This is a genomic window from Pseudomonas parafulva NBRC 16636 = DSM 17004 (assembly GCF_000730645.1).
GTDB classification, from domain to species: Bacteria; Pseudomonadota; Gammaproteobacteria; order Pseudomonadales; family Pseudomonadaceae; genus Aquipseudomonas; species Aquipseudomonas parafulva.
Map to the genome: position 1 here is coordinate 116,721 of NZ_BBIU01000013.1, position 24,165 is coordinate 140,885.

Below are 24,165 nucleotides of genomic sequence, written 5' to 3' on the forward strand. Positions count from 1 at the left end.
CCCAGGGCAATCAGCCCGGTACGCGGCGGATCTTGGCGCCGAGCATCTGCAGTTTTTCCTCGATGCACTCGTAGCCACGGTCGATATGGTAGATGCGATCGATCAGGGTGTCGCCTTCGGCCACCAGTGCTGACAGCACCAGGCTGGCGGATGCGCGCAGGTCGGTGGCCATTACCGGGGCACCTTTCAGGGCGTTGACGCCGGTCACGATGGCGGTGTTGCCCTCGACCTGAATCTGCGCGCCCATGCGGTGCATTTCGTACACGTGCATGAAGCGGTTTTCGAAGATCGTTTCGATTACCGCACCGGTGCCTTCGGCAATGGCGTTGAGCGAAATGAACTGCGCCTGCATGTCGGTCGGGAACGCTGGGTACGGGGCCGTGCGCAGGTTGACGGCTTTCGGCCGCTTGCCGTGCATGTTCAGCTCGATCCAGTCCTCACCGGTGGTGATGTCGGCGCCTGCTTCCTTGAGCTTTTCCAGAACCGCCTCAAGGATGGTGGGGTCGGTGTCCTTGACCTTGACGCGGCCACCGGTAACGGCAGCGGCCACCAGGTAGGTGCCGGTTTCGATGCGGTCCGGCATGACGCGGTAGTGGGCCGAACCCAGCCGCGCAACACCCTCGATGGTGATGGTATCGGTGCCGGCGCCCTGCACATTGCCGCCCATGGCGTTGATGAAGTTGGCCAGGTCGACCACTTCCGGCTCGCGGGCCGCGTTCTGCAGCACACTACGGCCGTTGGCCAGCGCTGCGGCCATCATGATGTTCTCGGTACCGGTCACACTCACGGTATCGAAGAAGAAGTGCGCACCGCGCAGGCCCCCCTCAGGCGCCTTGGCCTTGATGTAGCCACCTTCAACCTCGATCTTCGCGCCCATGGCCTCCAGGCCACGAATGTGCAGGTCGACAGGTCGCGAGCCAATGGCGCAACCGCCTGGCAACGCCACCTCGGCCTCGCCGAAACGGGCAACCATGGGGCCGAGCACCAGAATGGAGGCACGCATGGTTTTCACCAGCTCGTAGGGTGCGACCAGGGTCTTGATGGTACGAGGGTCGATTTCCACCGCCAGCTTTTCGTCGATCACAGGCTCGATGCCCATGCGACCGAACAGCTCGATCATGGTGGTGATGTCGTGCAGGTGCGGCAGGTTGCCCACAGTGACCGGGCCATCGGCCAGCAAGGTCGCAGCCAGAATGGGCAGGGCTGCGTTCTTCGCGCCCGAAATGCGGATCTCGCCATCAAGGCGAGCGCCACCAGTAATAATCAGTTTGTCCATTGGAATCTCGCCGCCAAGTTGGCTCAGGTGCGCTCAGCCCAGGCTGCGCTGCTGAAAAATTTCATGGTTACCGCATGGATGCTGCCGTTGGCGATCCACGGATTCAGGTGAGCGTAAATCGCCTGCTGGCGTTTGACCGGGCTCAGGCCGGCCAACTCGTCGCTGATCACGTTCAGCTGGAAGTTGCAGCCTTCGCCTTCAACTTCGACCCGGGAACCCGGCAATTTTTCTTCAAGGAAGCTTTTAACTTCTATGGCCTGCATGCTCAACCTCAATCGGCGCCCGATGCGCACGGGTCGGCCATCATACAAAAAAGCCCCTCGCCTGCGAAGCCCAACAACGGGTTCGCTGACCGAGGGGCCATCATCCCAGCAGAGCCATCAGGTGGCCAGCACCTCGTCGAGGTCGTACACCTCGGCGATTTCCCGCATGTCATCGGGCATGCCGCGCACCTGGCAACGCTTGCCGGCAGCGCCGGCATCGCGCATGAACGCCAGCAGCAACGAAAGCCCGACGCTGGTGGAGCGCTGTACGGCGGAGCAATCGATCACCACGTCCACGCCGTCGCTGCCCGCTATCAATGCCTTGCCCTGCTTACGCAAGGCAGGCCCGCTGCGGTAGTCCAGCACGCCGGCAAGGCGGACCACGCCTGGCTCGCTCATGCTCGCGGTCGCTTCACTCATTTGACGGCCTTTTCTGGCGAACTGTCGGCGGTTTGCTTGGCCTTGGCCACTTCACCCGCCCAGCCGTCGATGGTCTTGTCCAGGTTGTTGCCATTACGCTGCATGGCGTCAGCGAACTGATCGCGGAACAGCTTGCCGATGTTAATGCCATTGACGATGACGTTACGCACCTTCCATTCGCCAGCGAGGTTCTCCAGCGTGTACTGCACCGGGTACACCGCACCGTTGTTACCGGTGACCTTCATGCCGACACTGGCCCGCTTACCATCGTCAGACTTGGCCGGGTCCACCACGATGCCCTGGTTGTTGTACTCCAGCAGGGCGTTGCCGTAGAACTGCATCAGGCTGCGCTTGAAGTTTTCCTGGAAGCGCTGCATCTGCTCAGGGCTGGCCTTGCGCGAGTACTTCACGGTCATGATGCTGCGCGAGATGCCATCGGCATCCACCACCGGGCCCAGGATGCGGTTCAGCGCGTCGTAGAACGCGCTCGGGTTGGCCTGGTACTGCTGCTTGTTGGCCTTCAGATCACCCAGCAATTCATTGGTGGTGCTTTGAATCACGTCATGAGGGGACTGGGCAGCCATGCTCATGAGAGGCAAGGCTGCCAGCAGGACCAGCAAGCCACGTCGCAGAATCGATATCATGGAAACTCCTCAATTAGCCGGTTGCGCGTCTCGGGGTTCCTTGCCAACAGTGTTGAGCAGGAACTTGCCAATCAGATCTTCCAGCACCAGCGCGGACTGGGTGTCATGGATGGTACCGCCGTCCTTGAGCACCTCTTCCTCACCGCCGACGCTGATGCCGATGTACTTCTCACCCAACAGGCCTGCGGTCAGGATCGATGCAGTGGAATCGGTCGGCAGGTTGTTCACCGACTTGTCCAGCTGCAAGGTCACCCGACCGGTGAAGGAATCACGGTCCAGGTCGATGGCGGTGACCTTGCCGATGGTGACACCGGCCATGGTCACTTTGGCTCTGACAGTCAAACCGGCGATATTGTCGAAGTAGGCGTAAACTTTATAGGTATCGCTGGTCGGGCTTGCCGACAGGCCGCTGACACGCAGGGCCAGCAGCAGCAACGCCAGGATCCCGGCCAACAGAAACAGGCCTACACCGATTTCCAGGGTGCGGTTTTGCATCAGAAATCTCCAAACATCAAGGCGGTCAGAATAAAGTCCAGACCCAGTACAGCCAGCGAGGCATAGACCACGGTCCTGGTAGTGGCACGGCTGATCCCTTCTGAGGTGGGCTCACAGTCATACCCCTGGAATACGGCGATCCAGGTGGTGACGAAGGCGAACACCAGGCTCTTTATCAACCCGTTGAGCACGTCGTCGGTGAACGAAACACTGTTCTGCATGTTGGCCCAGAACGAACCCTCGTAGACGCCCAGCCAGTCGACTGCCACCCACGACCCGCCCCAGATGCCCACCACGCTGAAGATCAGTGCCAGCAACGGTAGCGAGATGAAGCCGGCCCACAGGCGCGGGGCAACGATGTACTTGAGTGGGTCGACGCCGATCATTTCAAGGCTCGACAGCTGCTCGGTGGACTTCATGTTGCCGATTTCAGCCGTGAGCGCGGACCCGGCGCGGCCTGCGAACAGCAGGGCGGTGACGACCGGACCAAGCTCGCGCAGCAGGGTAAGGGCGACCATCTGGCCCACTGCCTGCTCCGAACCGTATTTGGTGAGGATGCTGTAGCCCTGCAGGGCCAGCACCATGCCAATGAAGGTACCGGACACCACGATGATGGCTAGCGACAACACACCCACTGAGTACAGTTGCCTGGTCAGCAGCTGGAAACCGCCGCCAATGCCACCGCGCCCGACCAGGGCATGGAACAGGAAGAGGCAGGAGCGCCCCAGCACGGCCACTACATCGATTGCCGCGCGGCCGAACAGGCGCACGCGCTCAAGCATGGATTTTCTACGCATCAGCGCGCCCCCAGCAGATCGGCGCGGTAATCGGGCGCAGGGAAGTGGAAGGGTACAGGGCCATCCGGGTCGCCTTTCATGAACTGGCGGATACGCGGGTTATCCGACCCCATCAATTCGTCAGGGGTGCCCTGCCCCAGCACCTGGCCATCACCCACCACGTAGATGTAGTCGGCGATGCTGGCGGTTTCTGCCAGGTCATGGGACACGACGATGCTGGTGATGCCCAGGGCATCGTTAAGCAGGCGGATCAGCCGCACCAGCACACCCATGGCGATCGGGTCCTGACCAACGAACGGCTCATCGTACATGAGGATCTGCGGGTCCAGGGCAATCGCCCTGGCCAGCGCCACGCGGCGTTTCATGCCGCCCGACAGCTCATCCGGCATCAGGTCGATGGCACCGCGCAGGCCCACGGCCTGCAGCTTCATCAACACGATGTCACGGATCATTTCATCCGGCAGCTGGGTATGCACGCGCAGCGGGAAAGCGACGTTCTCGAACACATCCAGGTCGGTGAACAGCGCGCCACTCTGGAACAGCACGCCCATCTGCTTGCGCGCGTCGAACAGGTCGCTGCGCGACAGGGTCGGCAAGTTCTGCCCGGCGACCCATACTTCACCGCTGGATGGCCGCAACTGGGCGCCCATCAGACGCAGCAATGTGGTTTTGCCGCACCCGGATGGCCCCATGATGCCAGTGACCTTGCCGCGTGGGATGCGGATGTCGACATTGTTGAAAATGCTGCGCGAACCCCGCTTGAAGGAAACCCCCTTCAACTCGACCGCGCAGGCGCTATCCACACTCATCTAGACTCCTTGCTAGTGCAGCCTCGTCCTAGTGGACGTCGGCCTTCATCTGGAAGGCACACGCCCCTGGGCAGGCTGAATAGCGGCGAACTATAGCACCGCTGGCAGCGCCGCCCCAAGGCTGCCAAACGCGTCGTTCAGCGTCACGACAGCCTGGGGGTACATTGCCTACGACAATCGAAAGCGTGAGGGTTTCATTCAATACCGCTATAATCGCCGCCTTTTCATCAGGCACTGCTTTTTCGACATGAGCCAATCCAGCGAGCTGATCCAATCCGCCCAACGCACCCTGCGCCTGGAACTCGAGGCTGTAGAGGCCCTGTTGGCGCGCATCGACGCTACCTTCGTCAAGGCTTGCGAGCTGATCCTGGCCAGCAAGGGCCGCGTGGTCGTGGTAGGCATGGGCAAGTCCGGGCACATCGGCAACAAGATCGCCGCCACCCTGGCCAGCACTGGCACACCGGCTTTCTTCGTGCACCCGGCCGAAGCCAGCCATGGCGACATGGGCATGATTACGCGCGATGACGTCATCCTGGCCCTGTCGAACTCGGGCAGCACTGCCGAAATCATCACCCTGCTGCCGCTTATCAAGCGCCTGGGCATCAAGCTGGTCAGCCTGACCGGCAACCCGGCTTCACCGCTGGCCCAGGCTGCCGACGTCAACCTCGACGCCGGCGTCGAACACGAAGCCTGCCCGCTGAACCTGGCGCCGACATCGTCCACCACAGCATCGCTGGTGCTGGGCGACGCCCTGGCCATCGCCCTGCTCGAAGCCCGTGGCTTCACCGCCGAAGACTTCGCCTTCTCTCACCCGGGCGGCGCCCTGGGCCGGCGCTTGCTGCTCAAGGTCGAGAACGTGATGCACGCGGGCGACGAACTGCCGCAGGTCGCCCGCGGCACCCTGCTCAAGGAAGCGCTCCTTGAAATGTCCCGCAAAGGTTTGGGCATGACCGTCATCGTCGAGACCGATGGCACGCTGGCCGGGGTGTTCACCGACGGTGACCTGCGCCGCAGCCTGGACCGCAACATCGACGTGCATACCACCCTGATCGAAGACGTCATGACCGTGCACGGCAAAACCGCCCGTGCCGAGATGCTGGCGGCCGAGGCCCTGAAAATCATGGAAGACAACAAGGTGGGCGCCCTGGTGGTCGTAGACAGCCAGGACCGCCCAACCGGCGCCCTGAACATGCACGATCTGCTGCGTGCCGGCGTACTGTAAAGGAGCGATGCAATGCACCAGGACCTCATGCAACGGGGCAAAGGCGTCAAGCTGGCCGTGTTCGACGTGGACGGCGTACTCACCGACGGGCGCCTGTATTTCCTCGAAGACGGGAGTGAGTTCAAGAGCTTCAATACACTGGATGGCCAGGGCATAAAAATGCTCATGGCCTCTGGCGTGACCACCGCCATCATCAGCGGGCGCAAGACGCCGGTCGTCGAGCGGCGGGCGAAGAACCTCGGCATCCCGCATCTGTTTCAGGGGCGCGAAGACAAACTGGTCGTACTTGACGGCCTGCTCGCCGAGCTGGGCCTGAGCTATGATCAAGTGGCCTACCTGGGCGATGACCTGCCCGACTTGCCGGTTATCCGCCGGGTGGCACTGGGCATGGCGGTAGCCAGCGCGGCACCGTTCGTGCGCCAGCACGCCCATGGGGTCACGCAGGCACGGGGTGGCGAGGGTGCCGCCCGCGAATTCTGCGAACTCATCATGCAGGCCCAGGGCACCCTGGACGCTGCCAACGCCAACTATCTGTAAGGTTGCCCATGTTCAGCAAGAAAGCCAGAAACATCGTGCTGCTCGGGGCCATCGCCGCCCTGCTGGTAGCCGTCGGCTACTGGAACGTTAGCCCCGAGAGCTTCCTGGAGCAGCCCGCGGCGCAGGTGGACGAAAGCGCCATCGACTACTACGCCATCAATGCCCACAGCGTGCAGTTCTTGCCAGACGGCAAGCTGCAATACGAAATGACCGCCGACAAGGTCGAACACCTGAAGGCCAGCGAAGTCACACTGCTGACCACCCCGGACCTGCACATGTATCGCGGTACGGAGTACCCATGGCATGTGCAGAGCGTGCGCGCCGAGGTCAACCCTGACGGCAGCGAGGTCGAACTGATCGACAACGTGCGGATCGCCCGCACGGACGAAAAGAAGCGTGAAACCATCATTACCAGCTCGCGCATGACCGTGTTCCCGCAGAAGGAATATGCGCAGACCGAGCAAGCCGTTAGAATCGACGGCGCCGGTGGCACGACTACGGGCAAAGGTATGAAAGCGTATTTGAAAGAAGGCAGGATGGACCTGCTCTCTAACGTAAGAGGACAGTATGAGGCTCGTTAAAACCCTCCCCCTTTTGCTCAGCCTGAGCGCAGCACTGGGAAGCGCGAGCGCCCTCGCCCTGCCAAACGACCGTGATCAGCCCATTCGCATCCAGGCCGACAACGCTCACCTGGACGACAAGAAAGGCGTGGCCACCTATACCGGCGACGTCATCATCACCCAGGGTTCGATGATGATCAAAGGCAATACCGTGACCATCACCCGTACCGCTTCCGGCGATATCGACGTGGTGACCTCGGTGGGCAACCTGGCCTACTTCGAGCAGCAGCAGAGCGCCGCCAAAGCCGACAAGATGAAAGGCTGGGGCGTGACCATCCAGTATCAGTCGCAAAAGGACCTGGTAGTGCTCACCGACCGCGCCAAGGTCGAAAACGAAGGCAACACCACCGAAGGCGAGAAGATCGTCTACAACACCCAGACCCAGGTTGCCACCGCAGGTCGTGGCGGCAATGTGACCACACCGCGTCAGCGCATCGACATGGTGATCCAGCCCAAGAAGAAGGCCGAGTAAATGGCAACCCTCAAAGCCCAGCACCTGGCCAAGAGCTACAAGGGCCGGCAGGTGGTACGTGACGTCAGCCTGTCCATCGACAGCGGCCAGATCGTGGGCCTGCTCGGCCCCAACGGCGCCGGCAAGACCACCTGCTTCTACATGATTGTCGGGCTGGTCCAGGCCGAACAGGGCCGTGTGCTGATCGACAACCTCGATGTCAGCCACCAGCCCATGCACGGGCGCGCCCGCGCGGGTATCGGCTACCTGCCGCAGGAAGCGTCGATCTTCCGCAAGCTGTCCGTGGCAGACAACATCAAGGCCATCCTGGAAACCCGCAAGGACCTCGACCGCGAAGGCCGTCGCCAGGAGCTGGAAAGCCTGTTGCAGGAATTTCACATCAGCCACATCCGCGACAACCTGGGCATGAGCCTGTCCGGTGGTGAGCGTCGACGCGTCGAAATTGCCCGCGCACTGGCCACCGCGCCCAAGTTCATTCTGCTGGACGAACCCTTCGCCGGCGTCGACCCGATTTCGGTAGGCGACATCAAGCAGATCATTCACCACCTCAAGGCCAAGGGTATCGGCGTACTGATCACCGATCACAACGTGCGTGAAACCCTGGATATCTGCGAAACCGCTTATATCGTCAACGATGGCCGCCTGATCGCCGAAGGGGATGCAGAAACGATCCTGGCCAACGACCTGGTCAAAGAGGTGTACCTGGGCCACGAATTCCGCCTCTGATCCTGGGACGGGCCTGGGGCACGGCAAAAAAGCCTATCTATTGCGGATCAAGTTGTTACAGTGCTCTAGGCAAACGCTACAATTTAAGGCATAAAACTTGCTTGATTTGGCGCCCCGGCGCCCTCGTGTAGTGGATGGCGCATGCGCGCCGGCGAACAAGGTACCAAGCCCCTGCCATGAAACCATCGCTCGTCCTAAAAATGGGCCAGCAACTGACGATGACACCGCAGTTGCAACAGGCCATCCGCCTGCTCCAGCTTTCCACCCTGGACCTGCAGCAGGAAATCCAGGAAGCCCTGGAGTCGAACCCGATGCTCGAACGCCAGGAAGACGGCGACGACTTCGACAACAACGACCCGATGGCCGACAACGCCGAAAACAAGCCGGCCGCCGAGACGCAGGAGAACAGCTTCCAGGAAACCACCGTCAGCACCGAAAACATGGAAGACGGTGAGTGGAGCGAGCGCATCCCCAACGAGCTTCCCGTGGATACCGCGTGGGAAGACATCTACCAGACCAGCGCCAGCAGCCTGCCCAGCAACGATGATGACGAATGGGATTTCACCACCCGCACGTCCGCGGGCGAGAGCCTGCAAAGCCACCTGCTGTGGCAGTTGAACCTGGCGCCCATGTCCGACACCGACCGCCTCATCGCGGTCACCTTGATCGACAGCATCAACGGCCAGGGCTACCTGGAAGACACCCTTGAGGAAATCTGTGCAGGTTTCGACCACGAACTGGATATCGAACTGGATGAAGTCGAAGCGGTGCTGCACCGTATCCAGCAGTTCGAGCCCGCAGGGGTAGGCGCCCGCACGCTGGGCGAATGCCTGCTGCTGCAACTGCGCCAGCTGCCTGGCAGTACCCCGTGGATGGCCGAGGCCATGCGCCTGGTCAGCGACTTCATCGACCTGCTGGGTAGCCGCGACTACAGCCAGCTGATGCGCCGCATGAAGCTCAAGGAAGACGAACTGCGCCAGGTTATCGAGCTGGTGCAGAGCCTCAACCCCCGCCCCGGCTCGCAGATCGAGTCCAGCGAGCCCGAGTACGTGGTGCCCGACGTGATCGTGCGCAAGGACAGCGAGCGCTGGCTGGTGGAACTGAACCAGGAAGCCATCCCGCGCCTTCGCGTCAACGCGCAGTACGCAGGCTTTGTACGCCGTGCCGACACCAGCGCCGACAACACCTTCATGCGCAACCAGTTGCAGGAGGCGCGCTGGTTCATCAAGAGCCTGCAGAGCCGCAACGAAACCCTGATGAAAGTGGCCACCCAGATCGTCGAACACCAGCGCGGCTTCCTCGACCACGGTGACGAGGCCATGAAACCCCTGGTACTGCATGACATAGCCGAAGCGGTAGGCATGCACGAGTCGACCATTTCCCGGGTTACCACGCAAAAGTACATGCACACCCCGCGTGGCATCTACGAACTGAAATACTTTTTCTCCAGCCATGTGAGCACTGCCGAAGGCGGCGAATGCTCGTCCACGGCGATCCGCGCGATCATCAAGAAACTGGTTGCCGCGGAAAATCAGAAAAAGCCATTGAGCGACAGCAAGATCGCTGGTTTACTGGAGGCACAAGGCATCCAGGTAGCCCGTCGTACCGTCGCCAAGTACCGCGAGTCCCTCGGTATTGCACCGTCGAGCGAGCGCAAGCGACTGATGTAACCCTGAGATGCGCCACAGCGTTTGTGTGGCAGGTGCAACACCTGCCTCTTTATGCACGGGCAACAAAAGGAGAAGCTGTATGCAAGTCAATATCAGTGGACAGCATGTAGAAGTCACCCAGCCACTGCGCGATTATGTGCTTGAAAAGCTCGCCCGCGTGGAGAGTCACTTCGACAAGATCACCAACGTGCAGGTCATCATGAAGGTCGAGAAGCTGCAGCAGAAGGTCGAGGCGACCTTGCAGATTCCCGGCGGTGAAGTGGTAGCGAACGCCGAACACGAAGACATGTATGCAGCGATCGACGCCTTGGCCGACAAGCTCGACCGTCAACTGAAAAAACACAAGGAAAAACAGCAAAGCCTGCTGCAAGGTGCGGCTGCCCGCTGATCCCCCTCATCCATGATCCGACTTGAAACCATCCTGACCCCCGGCCGTTCCCTCGCGAACGCGCCGGGCGGCAGCAAGAAACGCGCCCTTGAAAAGGTCGCCGAGCTGATTGCCAAAGAAGTGCCAGAACTGGACGGGCAAACTGTCTTCGAAAAACTGATCGCTCGGGAAAAGCTCGGCTCCACCGGTTTCGGTAATGGCATTGCCATTCCCCATTGCCGGCTCGAAGGCTGCACAACCCCAGTCAGTGCCTTGCTGCACCTCGAAGCCCCTATCGATTACGACGCCATCGATGGCGCCCCTGTGGACCTGCTGTTCGTGTTGCTGGTACCCGCGGCCGCCACCGATGCTCACCTGGAGCTGCTGCGCCAGATTGCCAGCATGCTCGATCGCAAAGAGGTTCGCGAGCGCCTGCGTGCGGCCCCCAGCAGTGAGGCCCTGTTCCAGGTTGTCCTGGACGTACAGAACGAGCACTGAACATGCGTCTGATCATCGTCAGCGGCCGGTCTGGCTCCGGCAAGAGCACCGCCCTCGATGTCCTGGAAGACAACGGTTTCTACTGCATCGACAACCTGCCCGCCAGGTTGTTGCCGCAACTGGCAGAAACCGCCCTGTTGAACACCGAACTGCCGCAACCCAAGGTGGCCGTTTCGATTGACGCGCGCAACCTGCCCAGCCACCTGTCGCGCTTCCCCGAACTGCTCGAGGAGGCCCGGGCCCGGCACATCAAGTGCGATGTGTTGTACCTGGACGCCGATGAGGACACGCTGCTCAAGCGTTTTTCCGAAACCCGTCGCCGCCACCCGCTGACCAACGCCGACCGCTCACTGGCAGAAGCCATACGTGTGGAGCGCGAATTGCTGGGCCCCATCGCCGACCTGGCCGACCTCAAGATCGATACCACACGCCTGAACCTGTACCAGCTGCGGGATTCGATCAAGCTGCGCCTGTTGGACACCCCTGAACCGGGTACGGCATTCCTGGTAGAGTCGTTCGGCTTCAAGCGTGGCATGCCGGTTGATGCCGACCTGGTATTCGACGTGCGCTGCCTGCCCAACCCGTACTGGAAACCTGAGCTGCGGGAGCACTCCGGGCTAGAGCAGCCAGTGATCGATTACCTTGCTGCGCAACCCGATGTGCAGGAGATGTTCAACGACATCTCCAGCTACCTGCTCAAGTGGCTACCCCGCTTCGCCGCCAGCAACCGGGCCTACGTTACCATTGCCATCGGCTGCACCGGTGGCCACCACCGTTCGGTATACATCACCGAACGTCTTGGCCAGTTGCTGCAGCAAACCCTGAAAAACGTTCAGGTCCGTCACCGCGACCTCTAGCCCAAGGATCCGCCACGCCATGCCCGCCCGCGAAATCACCATCATCAACAAGCTGGGGCTGCATGCCCGGGCGGCAGCCAAGTTCGTCGGTGTTGCTGGCCGCTTCCCCTGCCAGGTCAAGGTTGGCCGGGCGCCGGACAAGCTGGTAGACGGCAAGAGCATCATGGCCGTGATGATGCTGGCGGCCGGCAAGGGCACACAGGTGCACCTGCACACCGAAGGCGAGCAGGACCAGCAAGCCATGGACGCCCTGGTAGCGCTGATCGAGAACTTCTTCGACGAAGGCGAGTAAATCGGCGGGGCCGCCGCAACCTTGTCGCCGATCCTTCGGCAACAAGGCGTGGTCAGGACATCGCAGTGTCCATCACCATCATCAGGCAGAAGCCCGTACACAGCCCCAGGCTGGCCAGGCGATGATGACCATTGCTGCGTGACTCCGGGATGATCTCCTGCGTGACCACCAACAGCATCGCACCTGCAGCGCACGCGAGCCCCAGCGGCAAGAGCAGTTCCGCCACGTTCACCAGCCACGCGCAGATCACCGCGGCCACCGGCTCCACCAGCCCGGATGCAGCACCGATGAGAAACGCCTTGAAGCGTGGCATGCCTGCCCCAGCCAGCACCAACGCGATAACCAGGCCTTCGGGCACGTCCTGCAGGGCAATGCCCATGGCCAGGCTGTCGGCATCGGCCATGCCACCCCCAGCTGATACGCCAATGGCCATGCCCTCGGGAATGTTGTGGGCAATGATCGCGAATACGAACAACCAGATGCGCGCTGCAATCACGGGCTGCCCCTGGGACGCCACGAGCGCCTGGGGCGAAGCACTGGAGATTCTGAGGTCAATCAGGAACAGGCACAGTGCACCGCCCAGCAGGCCGGCACTGATCAAGCCGCCGGCGCCCCACGCGCTGAACCCAATGGCTTGCGCGGCCTCGAGCCCTGGCACGATCAGCGAAAAGGCCGTGGCGGCGAGCATGACCCCGGCGCCAAAACCCAGCAGGGTATCGGCCAGTGCCACCGGCATGTTGCGGATGACCAACACCGGTACAGCACCCAGCGCCGTGCCCAGCGCACACAGTGCACCACCCTGCAGGGCACGCAACATGCGCGGCTCGAGGTCTAGCCAGGCCAGGCCGCGAGCCACCAGCAATGCAGTGCCAGCCAGCATCAACAGGGTGCCAAGCGCCAACCTGAACAACCGCACACTGTTAACCGACATCACCTGGGAGGGCATACCGATGCGACTCACTGAATGGCGGCGTGGTAACGGCGCTCCACTTGCGCCCAGTCGATGACGTTGTAGAACGCCCCGATGTATTCAGGGCGGCGGTTCTGGTACTTCAGATAGTACGCGTGCTCCCAGACGTCCAGCCCGAGGATGGGTGTGTTGCCGTGCATCAACGGGCTGTCCTGGTTGCCGCTGCTTTCGACTACCAGTGTTTTCTGCGGGGTCACGCTGAGCCACGCCCAGCCACTGCCGAAGCGCGTCAAGGCGGCCTTGGTAAAGGCGTCCTTGAACGCCTCGAACCCGCCCAGCTGTGCAGTGATCGCCTGGGCCAACTCGCCTTCAGGTTCACCGCCGCCCTGTGGTGACATCACAGTCCAGAACAGGCTGTGGTTGGCGTGGCCGCCGCCATGGTTGGTCACCGCGCCACGCAGGTTTTCGGGCAAGCTCGCTACCGCTGCCACCAGTTTCTCCACCGGCCACTCTGCCCACTGCGTTCCCTCGACGGCGGTGTTAAGGCCGTTGACGTAGGTCTGGTGGTGCTTGGTGTGGTGAATTTCCATGGTCTGCGTGTCGATGTGCGGTTCCAGCGCGGCGTAGGCGTAGGGCAGTGCAGGCAAGGTATGCGGCATGTCAGTGGATTCCGTAGGTCTGGTTATTGGGCGTTGCATCCGGCAACCGTGTGCTGGCCGGGGTGCTGTGGCGATTGAGCAAACGCTCGGTGCGGGGGTATTGCCCATACTCGGCAATGAAACTGAGCAATTCGCTGTAGGTGCGCGAACTGTGACGCAGCGCGGCGTCGCGAAGTGCCTGGGGCAGGCGCAGGTCCTGGCAGGCCTGCAGCAGCCGCTGATGGGCGGCGCACAGGTAATCAGCACTCTCCTGCGGCTGGTTCAGCCGCAGGTGCAGGTCGGCCAGGTTGTGGTGCGCAACGACCAAGGCGGCTACTGCCTCGTCGACGTCATGCCAGCGCTCGAACAGCACCTGGGCCAGGGCCAGGGCCTGCAGGTAATGTTCACGGGCATCGACCAGCTGTCCTTGCTCGAACAGCCGGTTGGCGGCTTGCGTGGTGCGTTTCCAGTGCTGCATGACGGGCCTCCAGGCGGTGACGCGAGTCAGATGCCGCCAGCGGTGAGTTTTTCCGGGTCGAGCAACGCCTGCAGCTGATCGCGGGACAGGTCTGTGTGCTCCAGCGCGACGTCGATGATGGGGCGCCCCTGCTTGTAGGCGGTTTTGGCAATTTCCGCAGCCTTGAGGTAACCAATGATCGGGTTGAGCGCGGTCACCAGAATCGGGTTGCGCGCCAGCGCTTCCTTGAGCTTGTCCTCGTTGACCTTGAAGGTGGCAATGGCCTTGTCCGCGAGCAGCCTGCTGACATTGGCCATCAGCTCGATGCTCTCCAGCAGGTTGCGAGCGATGACGGGCAGCATCACGTTCAACTCGAAGTTGCCGGACTGCCCGGCCACAGCGATGGTGGCGTCATTGCCGATGACTTGCGCCGCCACCATGGCCGTGGCCTCGGGAATGACCGGGTTGACCTTGCCAGGCATGATCGAAGAGCCGGGCTGCAACCCCTGCAGTTCGATTTCGCCCAACCCGGCCAGGGGCCCGGAGTTCATCCAGCGCAGGTCGTTGGCGATCTTCATCAATGCCACGGCAGTGGTCTTGAGCTGACCGGACAAAGCCACCGCAGTGTCCTGGGAGCCGATGAGGGCAAACAGATTCTGCCCAGGGGCGAACGCCACGCCCGTCAGCGTGCTGAGCTGCTGGGCAAAGCTGGCGGCGAAGCGCGGGTGGGCGTTGATCCCGGTACCCACCGCCGTACCGCCCTGGGCCAGGGCCTGCAGGCTCGGCAAAGTAGCCTCGATATGCGCCTTTGCAGCATTGACCTGGGCGGCCCAACCATCGAGTACCTGGCTCATGCGCACGGGCATGGCGTCCATCAGGTGGGTGCGGCCAGTCTTCACGAACTGGTGCACCTGCTGGGACTTGTGCTCGATCACCTGCACCAGGTGGCTCAAGGCCGGCAACAGCTGCTCATGCAAGGCCAACGCTGCGCTGACGTGGATGGTAGTGGGGATGATGTCATTGCTGCTCTGGCCGCAGTTGACGTGATCGTTGGGGTTGACCGCCTCGCCCAGTACGCGGGTGGCCAAGGTGGCGATCACCTCGTTGGCATTCATGTTGGAACTGGTGCCGGACCCGGTCTGGAACACATCGACCGGAAAATGCCCGATGAAGTCTTCGGCCAGCAATTGCTCGACCGCCTTGACGATGGCTTGCCCCTGGGCGGCAGGCAGCTGCTCCAGCTGGATGTTGGCCTTGGCGGCAGCGGCCTTGGCCAGCAGCAGGGCACGAATGAACTGCACCGGCATACGTTGCCCGCTGACCGGAAAGTTGTCGACCGCGCGCTGGGTCTGGGCACCGTACAGGGCCTGGGCAGGCACCTGCAGTTCGCCCATGCTGTCGCGCTCGATTCGGGTATCACTCATCATCAAGTCCTTGCATCAGTTCTTCAGGAGAAATCGACGGCAACAGGCGGCAATTAGCCAGTTGCAGGGCATAGGGTTGCCAGCGCTGGTTCTGCTCCTGGCGGTCGAGGTTGCGCAGGTCCAGCAACGGGCGCCATGCCTGGTCCAGGCACAGGCATCGCCAGTGCCAGGGCAGCATGCGGTCACAGGCGGTATCGAGCAGCAGGCGGAAGGAAGTCAGCGCCACCGTCCATGGCGAGGTCTCGGTGCAACACACCAGGTAGCGGCCCTCGGCAAGGTAGTGCTCGATCAGGCGCGGCTCATCGGCTTCAAGCGCGCAACGGATGCGGCGGCTCAACCAGCGCCAGTTTTCCAGGTAGGGGAGTTCGCGTAGGACGGTATTCATGAACATCATCGCCGGGTGACTGGATAATGATATTCATTATTAATTGATAAATAGAATCAATTCAAGCGTGGTGTGGGGTAAAAAAAACCGGCGCTAGGCCGGTTCGGTGATGTGTAGCACAAAGGGCCGCGCAGCGGTCCCAACAAAACGAGGGGCCGTTAACTGCCCGCTACCGTCATCCGCTCGATCAACACCGAGCCTGTATGAATATTGCTGCGTGTTTCAAGATCGCTGCCGATGGCGACAATTTGCTGGAACATGTCCTTCATGTTGCCGGCAATGGTCACTTCTTGCACAGCGTGCTGGATTTCGCCATTTTCAACCCAGAAGCCTGCAGCACCGCGGGAGTAATCGCCGGTTACCATGTTCAGGCCATGCCCCATCAGCTCGGTTACCAGCAAGCCACGCCCCATGCGCCGGATCAGGGCCGCCTGGTCTTCTTCACCATGGGTAACGAACAGGTTGTGCACGCCACCCGAGTTGGCGGTGCTCGGCAGCCCCAGCTTGCGACCGGAATAGGTGCCCAGCAGGTAGGACACCAGCTCGCCTTTGTCGACGAATGGCTTGGCATACGTGGCCAGGCCGTCGCCATCGAATGCGGCACTGCCCAATGCCCGGGGAATGTGCGGCCGCTCATCCAGGGTCAGCCAGGACGGGAACAGGCGCTGGCCCAGCGCCCCTTCGAGGAATGACGACTTGCGGTACAGGTTGCCGCCTGAAACAGCTGCCAGGAAGCTGCCGAACAGCCCCCCCGCCAGCTCTGCCGAGAACAGCACCGGCACCTCGCAGGTGGGCACTGGGCGCGCGCCCAGGCGGCTGGCCGCACGCTGGGCAGCGCGCACGCCAATGCTGCGCGGGTCTGCCAGCAGGTTGCCTTGACGGTTGACGTCGTACCAGTAGTCACGCTGCATCTGGCCATCGCCTTCAGCGATCATGACGCAGCTCAGGCTATGCCGGGTGGAGGCATAGCTGCCGACGAAGCCATGGCTGTTGCCGTACACACGGCAGCCCTGGTGAGTGTTGAGGGTGGTGCCGTCGGCATTGAGGATACGGGGGTCGGCATCGAACGCGGCCGCCTCACAGGCAAGAGCCATCTCGATGGCCCGCTCGGGCTCCAGGTTCCAGTCATGGTAGAGGTCCAGGTCTGGAATGTCGCGCGCCATCAATGCGGCGTCTGCCAGGCCCGAACACGCGTCCTCGGAGGTATGTTTGGCAATGGCCAGGGCCGCCGCTACGGTTTCCCTGATCGCGTCGGGGCCGCTGGCCGATGTGCTGGCCGAACCCTTGCGCTGGCCCACATACAAGGTGATGCCAAAGCCCTGGTCGCGGTTGAACTCGACGGTTTCAACTTCCCGCTGGCGTACCGTGGTGGACAGGCCCTGCTCCAGCGACACCGCCACTTCGCAAGCGCTGGCCCCCTGGCGGCGTGCCTCGGCGATTATCGCCTCAACCTGCTCCTGCAATGCTGGCAGGTCTTTCGGACCTACGCTCTGGACTGCACTCATGGTGATCTCCACTCAAATTCTGCATTCACCGGGGGGTCAATCTACGACCGGGCCGGACAAGCGGCCCCCGGGTGGTTATCATGGCGGCAATTTTCAGGCCTTGTACGAAAAGTGCCTACGTGGCGACTTTTCATAAATACCCAAGCGGACTGCCCCCATGGTTGATTCAAACGACGACGCCTTCGACGGCGAAAAAAGCAAAACCCAGATCAAGCGTGAACTGCACGCGCTGGTCGAACTTGGCGAACGCCTCACAACCCTCAAAGCCGACACGCTGGCCCGCCTGCCGCTCACCGACGAGCTGCGCAAGGCCCTGGCCGAGGCCAGCAAACACACTGCTCACGGCGCCCGCAAACGGCATATGTCGTTCGTCGGCAAATTGATGCGGGTACAGGACCTGGATGCCATCCAGGCGCTGCTCGAACAGATGGACAGCTCCACGCGCCAGTACAACGAACGCTTCCACGGCCTCGAGCGCTGGCGCGACCGGTTGATCGATGGCAATGACGAAGACCTTGAGCGCTTCGTCAACGAATACCCTGATACCGACCGCCAGCAGCTGCGCTCGCTGGTGCGCCATGCCCAGCACGAGAAGGCACGTAACAAACCACCGGCTGCATCGCGCAAGGTATTCAAGTACATCCGCGACCTCGACGAGCTGCAGCGCGGCTTGCGCTGACCCTCCAGGCGGCCGCTGCACCAGCCTTGGTGCCAGCGGCCGCCCGCGGCCGGCAGCCTGCGGGCGTATTCACGCGCCGGTACCCCCTACGGTGATTGCGTCCAGCTTCAAGGTTGGCTGGCCCACACCCACCGGCACCGACTGCCCATCCTTGCCGCAGGTGCCTACGCCACTGTCCAGGGCCAGGTCGTTGCCGACCATCGACACCCGGCTCATGGCTTCCGGGCCATTGCCGATCAGGGTAGCGCCCTTTACCGGTGCGGTGATCTTGCCGTCTTCGATCAGGTAAGCCTCACTGGTTGAAAACACAAACTTGCCGCTGGTGATATCGACCTGCCCACCACCGAGGTTGGCGCAGTAGATGCCTTTTTTCACCGACGCGATGATTTCCTGCGGGTCGCTCTCGCCTGCGCGCATGTAGGTGTTGGTCATGCGCGGCATCGGCAGGTGCGCGTAGGACTCACGGCGCCCGTTGCCCGTCACCGCCATGCCCATCAGGCGCGCGTTGAGCTTGTCCTGCATGTAGCCCTTCAGCACCCCGTTCTCGATCAGGGTGGTGCATTCGGTCGGGGTCCCTTCGTCGTCCACGCTCAGCGAACCGCGCCGCCCTTCCAGGGTGCCGTCGTCGACGATGGTGCACAGGCTGGAGGCCACCTTCTGACCGATGCGACCACTGAACGCCGAACTGCCCTTGCGGTTGAAGTCACCTTCCAGGCCGTGGCCCACAGCCTCGTGCAACAGCACACCGGACCAGCCAGAGCCCAGAACCACCGGCAGGGTACCTGCCGGCGCCGGTATGGCCTCCAGGTTTACCAGGGCCTGCCGCAGGGCCTCGCGGGCATAGCCCATCACCCGCTCTTCGGTGAAGAAGCGGTAGTCGGTACGCCCGCCACCGCCCTGCCCGCCCCGCTCGCGGCGGCCATTCTGCTCGACGATGACACTGACGTTGAAGCGCACCAGCGGGCGCACGTCTGCAGCCAGGCTGCCATCGGCTGCCGCAACAAGGATGCGTTCCCAGACCCCGGCCATGCTCACGCTGACCTGCTGAATACGCGGGTCCAGCGCGCGGGTGGCCCCATCGACACGCTTGAGCAGCTCGACCTTTTCGGCACGGCTGAGCACGTCCAGCGGGCTGTCCGCCGTATACAGCGCTGGCACCTGCTGTGTGCGGAAGGCCTGCACGCTGCCGTTCTGCCCGGCGCGGGAAATTGAACGCGCGGCACGGGCAGCGGAGGTCAGCGCCTCCAGGTTGATCGCGTTACTGTAGGCAAAGCCGGTTTTTTCACCGGCCTGGGCGCGTACGCCGACGCCTTGATCGAGGTTGAAGCTGCCTTCCTTGACGATGCCATCTTCCAGCGCCCAGGTTTCGGATACCTGGCCCTGGAAGTACAGATCGGCCGCATCGATGCCGGGGCCGGCCAATTCACCCAGCACGCTCTGCAGGCTGTCCAGGGTCAGGCCGCCTGGGGTCAGGAGCTGTTCGCTGACGGTGGATAACATCTGGCTCATAGTCACTCCGAGGTGTGCGCAGGCCGCAACGCGCCCTGCGAAAAAAAGCGCCGGTGTTCGATCACCGGCATGCGCGCCCGGATGGACGCCTGTTGTTCGCTGTCGCGCTCGGCAAGCAGTACCGCTTCGCCTTGCGCCTGTTGTGCAACGACCCGCCCCCACGGGTCCACGATCGCTGCATGGCCGTAAGTGTGGCGCTCGCCAGGGTGCGTACCGCCCTGCGCCGCTGCCAGTACATAGCACTGGGTTTCGATGGCCCGGGCACGCACCAGCACGTCCCAGTGCGCCGCCCCCGTCACAGCAGTGAAGGCGGCGGGTGCTGTAATCAGTTCGGCACCCGCCGCCCGCAATTCGCTGTACAGCTCGGGGAAGCGCAGGTCGTAGCACACGCTCAACCCCACACGCCCCACCGGCGTATCTGCCACCACCACCTGGGCGCCGTGGGCGTAGTCATCAGACTCGCGGTAGCGGCCACGGTTATCGGCCACATCCACGTCGAACAGGTGCAGCTTGTCGTAACGTGCCACCTGCTCGCCGTGCTCATCGATGAGCAGCGAGCAGGCATGCGCCTTGGCATCCGGTTGACCTGCAGGCGGCAATGGCAATGTACCTGCCACTACCCATAACTTGAGGTCGCGGGTGACGCGTTTCAACCATGGCAGTATCGGCCCCTGCCCCAGCGCTTCGGCGCGACCAATGGCGGCGGCGTCCTTGCGGCCCATGGCGGCGAAGTTTTCCGGCAGCACGGCCAAGCGCGCGCCGCCTGCTGCAGCCTGCTCCAGCAGGGCACTGGCACGCGCCAGGTTTTCCAGTACGCCGTCCTGGCTGACCATCTGGATGACCGCAGCCTTCATTGGGCACTCCTAGCGGGACTTCTCGAAAGGTTTCACAAAGGTGATTCTAGGCTCTTTCCACGGGCCTTCTACCCGGTAGTGCACACTGGCGATGCGTGAGACGCGGTCACCAATCAGCCGATCGACCAGGAACAGTGCGCCCCCCACTGCCGGGGCACCCACGATCAGCGCCGCCAGTGGCAGGTTGTTGGTGACCGGGAGGCTAACCTGCAGGTTCGCCGCGACCGTGTCGCGCACCATGTCCAGCGTGCCATCGAGCTCGAAATCGCTTGAAGGCCCGGTGACCGAGATCGGCGTGCGCGTCACGTATACGCCGTTGCTCGCCACCAGCAAGCCTTTTAGCCGGTCGTAGGCCAGGCCCTTGTCGAACAGGTCAGAGAAGTCCAGGCGCAGACGCCGCCCAATCGAGTTGAAGTTGAGCAGGCCGAACACCCGCAATGCCTGGGCACCACCGTCCACTTCGACGAACTGGCCGGACCGCAGCGCTGCGTCCAGGCTCCCCGAGAAGCGCTTGAGGCTGATCGCAGCCGGCGACCCCGGCCAACGGCCGTCCACATCCAGGCGGAAATCGCGGCTGCTCACGGTCGGGGCAAAGCCCCAGGCAGTGAGCACATCGGCCAGGTTCTTGCCCTGCAACCGCCCCTTGTACCAGCTACTGGCGCCGCCGCCGCCACCCTCCCAGCCGCCGCCGCCATTGATGCGCAGGCCCTTGAGGTCCAGGTCCAGGTCGCTGGCAGCAACGCCACGCGTGGTTGGCCGCAGCTTGATGGCGGCGCTGCCGTACAGTTCATCCCCGCGGTACAGCTTGTCGATGCGCAGGTCCAGCGGTGGCACTTTGCGCGGGTCGAACGACGCCAGCGGGTCGGCACCCTCTTCGGCCTGGGCCTGCCCGGCATCGCTGGCCGGCAGGCGAAGCGTTTGCAGGTGCACCGTCATGGGCGCGCCCTTGGCGTCAGGCAGGCGGGCGTCCCCAATCACTTCGCGGCTGTCCAGGCGCAGCGCCCAGGCCGGGCCACTGCGGGCCAGGCGCACCACGGCCTGGTTAAGCTGCGTGCCAAGCGCCTTGAGCTGGCCAATGGTCAGGTCCACGCTCTGCAGCAGTTGCTTGGCACTGCCACCAGGGTCGCTGCCACCCAGCTTTTCGGCCTGCGCCTGCCAGGGCGCCAGGTCGAGGGCCTCCAGCCGGCCCCGTACCCGCAGCCCCTGGCCTGCGGGAGGCTGAGGCTGGCCCGGGCCAAGCAGCAGTTCACCGCCGCCTTGGGTCAGCTTGTCGGCTGGCGCGGTGTAGGCCAGCTGGGCAAGGTCGGTGTAGGCGGCATCGATACGCCGCTGCGGACCCTGTAGTGTCAGGCTGAAGCGGCTGGCGCGGCTATCACCTGCGGCTTTACCGAAAGGTGCAGGCAAGTCGATTGACAACCCTTTGAGGGTGGAATTGACGGTGAGCAGGTTTTCCCGGCTGCCCAGGCTCAATTGCAGATCGTATGGCAGATCGCCGGATGCCGGCAGGGCCTGGTCGAACTGCAGCCATTGGGTCAACGTCTTGAGCGCCACCTGGCCGCTAGCGCTGATGCGCGTCTGCATCTGCCCCGGCTGGCCTTCTGCGGCAATTTGCGCCGTCACCGGCTTGCCGAAGGCCTGCAAGGTGATGCCCTTGCCGCTCAGGCCCTTGTCGTAGTCGAAGCTGAAATCACCCTTGAGCCGGCTCAGTTCCAACGTCGGTGGCGCAACCTTCAGCCGGGCATCGCGCGTGGCGAAGTCCACCTGCACGTTTGGCCGCTGCCCATGCGCCAGGGGGATGTCGAGCTTGACCTTGCCCTTGAGCGGGCCCTCGCCGTCCCAGCCGGCAAAGATGTCGCTGGTGCCGATGGGGGCTTCCTTGAGGATGCTGAGGCCGTCGGCCAGGCGACCATTGAAGTTGCCGTCCAGATACAGGTGGCTGTCCCGGCCCTCTGCAACGTGGGGGATATCGACCTTGACGTCGCTGACCTTGGTATTGAGCAACAGGCCTTGCCGCGCCCGGATGCGCACCCCGCTGTCTTCGATGAACACATCACCAGCCACCTGCTGCACCTGTGGCCAGCCAGGCTGGAAGTCCAGGGCAGCGTCATGCACCTTGAAGAACAGGCTGATGCTGCGCGCCTCAGGCACGGCACCGTGGTTGAGCGAACCCTGGTACTGGAAGTAGCCTTCGTCCACTGCCCCCTTGACGATGGCGCTGCGCAGCCACTGGTCGAGGGCCGGGCTCAGCACCTCGGGCAAGTATTTGGCAGTGTAGCGGCCGTCGCCGTCGGTCAGGCCGACACGCAGGTCCATGTAATCCTCGCGGCCTTTTTCGAACCACAGGCGGATGAGGAAATCACCGGCAATCTTGCCCTCATCGCCCACCACCTTGAGATAAGGGGCAACGAGGGTGAACCCTTGCTTGTCGAGGGCCCAGGTGAGGCGCGCGTTGGCCTTCTGGTAGTGCCAGGGCTTGGCGAAGATAGGGTACAGGTGCAGCATGAACGCGTCGGTGTCCAGGCGCAGCTCGCCGTGGCCCAGGTCGCCACTGATGCTGCCGCTGACGTTACCGGCGGCAGGCGCGTTGTGGTAGGCGTTGAAGCCGACCTTTTCCAGGTTGGCTTCGAATTGCAGGCGCTGATCACCTTCAGCCTTGGGTTTTGCCTGCATGCGCACATTGCGCAGCGCACCGGTCACCTGCAACCCATCAACCACGGCCATCGCCTGTGAGGGCAACGGCGCCAGCGCATGGATCAGCGGGGTCAGGGGCGTGAGGTCGAGGCGGTCTGCCTGCAGGTGCCAGGTTTCATCGGCCGGGGCTTGACCTGCACGTTGCTGCAGTTGCAGGTGCGACTCCCAGCGTTGCTTGGCAAGGTCCATGGCCAGCGAGTCGACCACCACATCAAAACCGTCGCCCTGGCGCTGGAACCAGGCATTGAAGGCGAGGTTGTTCACTTTCGCCGGCTTGCGGCCCTCGAGCGCGCCCTGCAATTGCGGCGCGTTGAGCCGCACTGTTGCCTGCTGCAGCTCCCTGTCGCGCCAGTCTATCCAGAACTCACCACCGGCCTGCAACGTGTCGGCATGCCATTGGCCCAGCAGGCGGGGCGGTAACCAGCGCGCCCAGTCGCTTTGCGGCAGGCTCAGGTAGGTTTGCACCTGGGCATCGCGCCAGGCGTCGGCGGAGGCGCGGCTGCGCAGGTTCAGTGCCATGGGTTGCCCATCGGGCAGGGTGGCCCGCAGTTCCAGCACCTGGCGAGCACTGCCGGCACGCAAACCTGCACTCATATAAGTGAGGGTCAGCGGGTCGCGCTGCCAGGCCTGCAAGGTCACCTGGCTATCGAAGATATCAAGGCGCCCCAGCTGGCCAAGGCGCTGCAACAGTTTTGCCGGGTCCAGTGGCGCGTCGTCCTGCTTGGGCAGGCCCTCAAGTTGCCAGCCGCCCTGCTCGTCCTCACGGGCTACCAGTTGCAGGCCGCTGAGCTGAATGCGTGACAGCCTGACTTCACGGGCCAGCAGGCTGCCCCAGATATCCGGCACGACCCGAACGTCGTCCAGGCGCAGGGCCGTGGCGCCCTCGCCCAATTGCAGGTCGCGTACTTTGAATACCGGGGCCAGTCGGCTCCAATGCCCCTCCAAGGCCCCGATGTGCACGGGTACCCCGAGCGCCTCGGCCGCTTTACGCTGCACGTCGGCGCGGTACTCGGCCACCAGGGGCACCAGTTCGCGCCCCAGGCTGGCGTACAGCGCCAGCAATACCACCAGCAGGGCGCACACCCCCAGCCCCCAGCGGGTCAGGACGACAAGAACGCGGCTTACACGCGCCATGGCCAAGGCCCTCC

The 24,165-nt window shown here is 63.0% G+C and carries 27 protein-coding genes; 11 read left to right on the forward strand and 16 right to left on the reverse strand.

The window, feature by feature from the left end:
• Positions 1 to 10: 10 nt before the first annotated feature.
• The 7 genes from murA to PPA02S_RS09980 all read right to left on the reverse strand — a co-directional run bounded on the left by murA (position 11) and on the right by PPA02S_RS09980 (position 4,704).
• A complete protein-coding gene (gene murA, locus PPA02S_RS09950) occupies positions 11 to 1,276 on the reverse strand; it encodes a UDP-N-acetylglucosamine 1-carboxyvinyltransferase (RefSeq protein ID WP_028631518.1) in 1,266 nt (421 codons plus the stop codon).
• 23 nt (positions 1,277 to 1,299) lie between these two features.
• Positions 1,300 to 1,539 carry a BolA family protein gene (locus tag PPA02S_RS09955; protein WP_028631519.1) on the reverse strand — a complete coding sequence of 80 codons (240 nt, stop codon included), beginning with the start codon at positions 1,537 to 1,539 and terminating at the stop codon, positions 1,300 to 1,302.
• Positions 1,540 to 1,656: 117 nt separating this feature from the next.
• Complete coding sequence (locus tag PPA02S_RS09960) at positions 1,657 to 1,959, reverse strand: STAS domain-containing protein (protein WP_028631520.1); 303 nt, start codon at positions 1,957 to 1,959, stop codon at positions 1,657 to 1,659.
• On the reverse strand, positions 1,956 to 2,603 hold the full coding sequence (locus tag PPA02S_RS09965; protein ID WP_028631521.1) for an MlaC/ttg2D family ABC transporter substrate-binding protein: 648 nt from the start codon (positions 2,601 to 2,603) through the stop codon (positions 1,956 to 1,958). Before PPA02S_RS09965 ends, PPA02S_RS09960 begins: the two co-directional genes overlap by 4 nt.
• Before the next feature lie 9 nt (positions 2,604 to 2,612).
• On the reverse strand, positions 2,613 to 3,098 hold the full coding sequence (gene mlaD / locus PPA02S_RS09970; protein WP_028631522.1) for an outer membrane lipid asymmetry maintenance protein MlaD: 486 nt from the start codon (positions 3,096 to 3,098) through the stop codon (positions 2,613 to 2,615).
• A complete protein-coding gene (mlaE, locus tag PPA02S_RS09975; protein ID WP_028631523.1) occupies positions 3,098 to 3,895 on the reverse strand; it encodes a lipid asymmetry maintenance ABC transporter permease subunit MlaE in 798 nt (265 codons plus the stop codon). The genes mlaD and mlaE overlap by 1 nt, the downstream gene beginning before the upstream one ends.
• A complete protein-coding gene (locus tag PPA02S_RS09980; protein ID WP_028631524.1) occupies positions 3,895 to 4,704 on the reverse strand; it encodes an ATP-binding cassette domain-containing protein in 810 nt (269 codons plus the stop codon). Before PPA02S_RS09980 ends, mlaE begins: the two co-directional genes overlap by 1 nt.
• 247 nt (positions 4,705 to 4,951) lie before the next feature.
• Between PPA02S_RS09980 and PPA02S_RS09985 the strand changes: the two genes are divergently transcribed.
• The 10 genes from PPA02S_RS09985 to PPA02S_RS10030 all read left to right on the forward strand — a co-directional run bounded on the left by PPA02S_RS09985 (position 4,952) and on the right by PPA02S_RS10030 (position 11,965).
• Positions 4,952 to 5,926 (forward strand): KpsF/GutQ family sugar-phosphate isomerase, encoded by a 975-nt coding sequence (locus PPA02S_RS09985; protein ID WP_028631525.1) that lies wholly within the window; start codon positions 4,952 to 4,954, stop codon positions 5,924 to 5,926.
• Positions 5,927 to 5,938: 12 nt separating this feature from the next.
• Positions 5,939 to 6,463 (forward strand): KdsC family phosphatase, encoded by a 525-nt coding sequence (locus PPA02S_RS09990; RefSeq protein WP_028631526.1) that lies wholly within the window; start codon positions 5,939 to 5,941, stop codon positions 6,461 to 6,463.
• An 8-nt stretch (positions 6,464 to 6,471) separates the two neighbouring features.
• Positions 6,472 to 7,044 carry an LPS export ABC transporter periplasmic protein LptC gene (lptC, locus tag PPA02S_RS09995; protein ID WP_028631527.1) on the forward strand — a complete coding sequence of 191 codons (573 nt, stop codon included), beginning with the start codon at positions 6,472 to 6,474 and terminating at the stop codon, positions 7,042 to 7,044.
• Complete coding sequence (gene lptA, locus PPA02S_RS10000) at positions 7,031 to 7,555, forward strand: lipopolysaccharide transport periplasmic protein LptA (protein WP_028631528.1); 525 nt, start codon at positions 7,031 to 7,033, stop codon at positions 7,553 to 7,555. Before lptC ends, lptA begins: the two co-directional genes overlap by 14 nt.
• Positions 7,556 to 8,281 (forward strand): LPS export ABC transporter ATP-binding protein, encoded by a 726-nt coding sequence (gene lptB / locus PPA02S_RS10005; RefSeq protein WP_028631529.1) that lies wholly within the window; start codon positions 7,556 to 7,558, stop codon positions 8,279 to 8,281. It begins immediately after the preceding gene.
• A 176-nt stretch (positions 8,282 to 8,457) separates the two neighbouring features.
• On the forward strand, positions 8,458 to 9,951 hold the full coding sequence (locus PPA02S_RS10010; RefSeq protein WP_028631530.1) for an RNA polymerase factor sigma-54: 1,494 nt from the start codon (positions 8,458 to 8,460) through the stop codon (positions 9,949 to 9,951).
• A 79-nt stretch (positions 9,952 to 10,030) separates the two neighbouring features.
• Positions 10,031 to 10,339 carry a ribosome hibernation-promoting factor, HPF/YfiA family gene (gene hpf / locus PPA02S_RS10015; protein WP_003255135.1) on the forward strand — a complete coding sequence of 103 codons (309 nt, stop codon included), beginning with the start codon at positions 10,031 to 10,033 and terminating at the stop codon, positions 10,337 to 10,339.
• 12 nt (positions 10,340 to 10,351) lie between these two features.
• Complete coding sequence (gene ptsN / locus PPA02S_RS10020) at positions 10,352 to 10,816, forward strand: PTS IIA-like nitrogen regulatory protein PtsN (protein ID WP_028631531.1); 465 nt, start codon at positions 10,352 to 10,354, stop codon at positions 10,814 to 10,816.
• Between the two features lie 2 nt (positions 10,817 to 10,818).
• Complete coding sequence (rapZ, locus tag PPA02S_RS10025) at positions 10,819 to 11,673, forward strand: RNase adapter RapZ (RefSeq protein ID WP_028631532.1); 855 nt, start codon at positions 10,819 to 10,821, stop codon at positions 11,671 to 11,673.
• A 19-nt stretch (positions 11,674 to 11,692) separates the two neighbouring features.
• A complete protein-coding gene (locus PPA02S_RS10030; protein ID WP_028631533.1) occupies positions 11,693 to 11,965 on the forward strand; it encodes an HPr family phosphocarrier protein in 273 nt (90 codons plus the stop codon).
• A 52-nt stretch (positions 11,966 to 12,017) separates the two neighbouring features.
• Here PPA02S_RS10030 and PPA02S_RS10035 read toward each other — a convergent pair whose 3' ends face one another.
• The 6 genes from PPA02S_RS10035 to pmbA form a co-directional block, all read right to left on the reverse strand.
• Positions 12,018 to 12,911 carry a ZIP family metal transporter gene (locus tag PPA02S_RS10035; RefSeq protein WP_028631534.1) on the reverse strand — a complete coding sequence of 298 codons (894 nt, stop codon included), beginning with the start codon at positions 12,909 to 12,911 and terminating at the stop codon, positions 12,018 to 12,020.
• A gap of 11 nt (positions 12,912 to 12,922) precedes the next feature.
• On the reverse strand, positions 12,923 to 13,534 hold the full coding sequence (locus PPA02S_RS10040) for a superoxide dismutase (protein ID WP_028631535.1): 612 nt from the start codon (positions 13,532 to 13,534) through the stop codon (positions 12,923 to 12,925).
• Between the two features lies 1 nt (position 13,535).
• Entirely contained in the window at positions 13,536 to 13,991 is a 456-nt protein-coding gene (locus PPA02S_RS10045; RefSeq protein WP_028631536.1) for a DUF2753 family protein, read from the reverse strand.
• A 26-nt stretch (positions 13,992 to 14,017) separates the two neighbouring features.
• Positions 14,018 to 15,394, reverse strand: coding sequence for a class II fumarate hydratase (locus PPA02S_RS10050; protein ID WP_028631537.1), 1,377 nt, complete (start codon positions 15,392 to 15,394; stop codon positions 14,018 to 14,020).
• The gene (locus tag PPA02S_RS10055) at positions 15,387 to 15,788 is read right to left on the reverse strand and encodes a hypothetical protein (RefSeq protein WP_028631538.1); all 402 of its coding nucleotides are present in this window, start codon (positions 15,786 to 15,788) and stop codon (positions 15,387 to 15,389) included. The genes PPA02S_RS10050 and PPA02S_RS10055 overlap by 8 nt, the downstream gene beginning before the upstream one ends.
• A gap of 149 nt (positions 15,789 to 15,937) precedes the next feature.
• Positions 15,938 to 17,284: a metalloprotease PmbA gene (pmbA, locus tag PPA02S_RS10060; protein ID WP_028631539.1), complete on the reverse strand. Its 1,347-nt coding sequence runs from the start codon at positions 17,282 to 17,284 to the stop codon at positions 15,938 to 15,940.
• Between the two features lie 157 nt (positions 17,285 to 17,441).
• Here pmbA and yjgA point away from each other — a divergent pair, with 157 nt between their 5' ends.
• Positions 17,442 to 17,963: a ribosome biogenesis factor YjgA gene (gene yjgA / locus PPA02S_RS10065; RefSeq protein WP_028631540.1), complete on the forward strand. Its 522-nt coding sequence runs from the start codon at positions 17,442 to 17,444 to the stop codon at positions 17,961 to 17,963.
• Positions 17,964 to 18,032: 69 nt separating this feature from the next.
• On the opposite strand, the gene tldD is transcribed toward yjgA, so the two are convergent.
• From tldD to PPA02S_RS10080, 3 genes are read right to left on the reverse strand one after another with little or no spacing between them, the layout of a single operon-like run.
• Positions 18,033 to 19,472 (reverse strand): metalloprotease TldD, encoded by a 1,440-nt coding sequence (gene tldD, locus PPA02S_RS10070; protein WP_028631541.1) that lies wholly within the window; start codon positions 19,470 to 19,472, stop codon positions 18,033 to 18,035.
• A 2-nt stretch (positions 19,473 to 19,474) separates the two neighbouring features.
• Positions 19,475 to 20,326 carry a carbon-nitrogen hydrolase family protein gene (locus tag PPA02S_RS10075; RefSeq protein ID WP_028631542.1) on the reverse strand — a complete coding sequence of 284 codons (852 nt, stop codon included), beginning with the start codon at positions 20,324 to 20,326 and terminating at the stop codon, positions 19,475 to 19,477.
• A gap of 9 nt (positions 20,327 to 20,335) precedes the next feature.
• Positions 20,336 to 24,151 carry a YhdP family protein gene (locus PPA02S_RS10080; protein WP_028631543.1) on the reverse strand — a complete coding sequence of 1,272 codons (3,816 nt, stop codon included), beginning with the start codon at positions 24,149 to 24,151 and terminating at the stop codon, positions 20,336 to 20,338.
• Positions 24,152 to 24,165 lie beyond the last annotated feature (14 nt).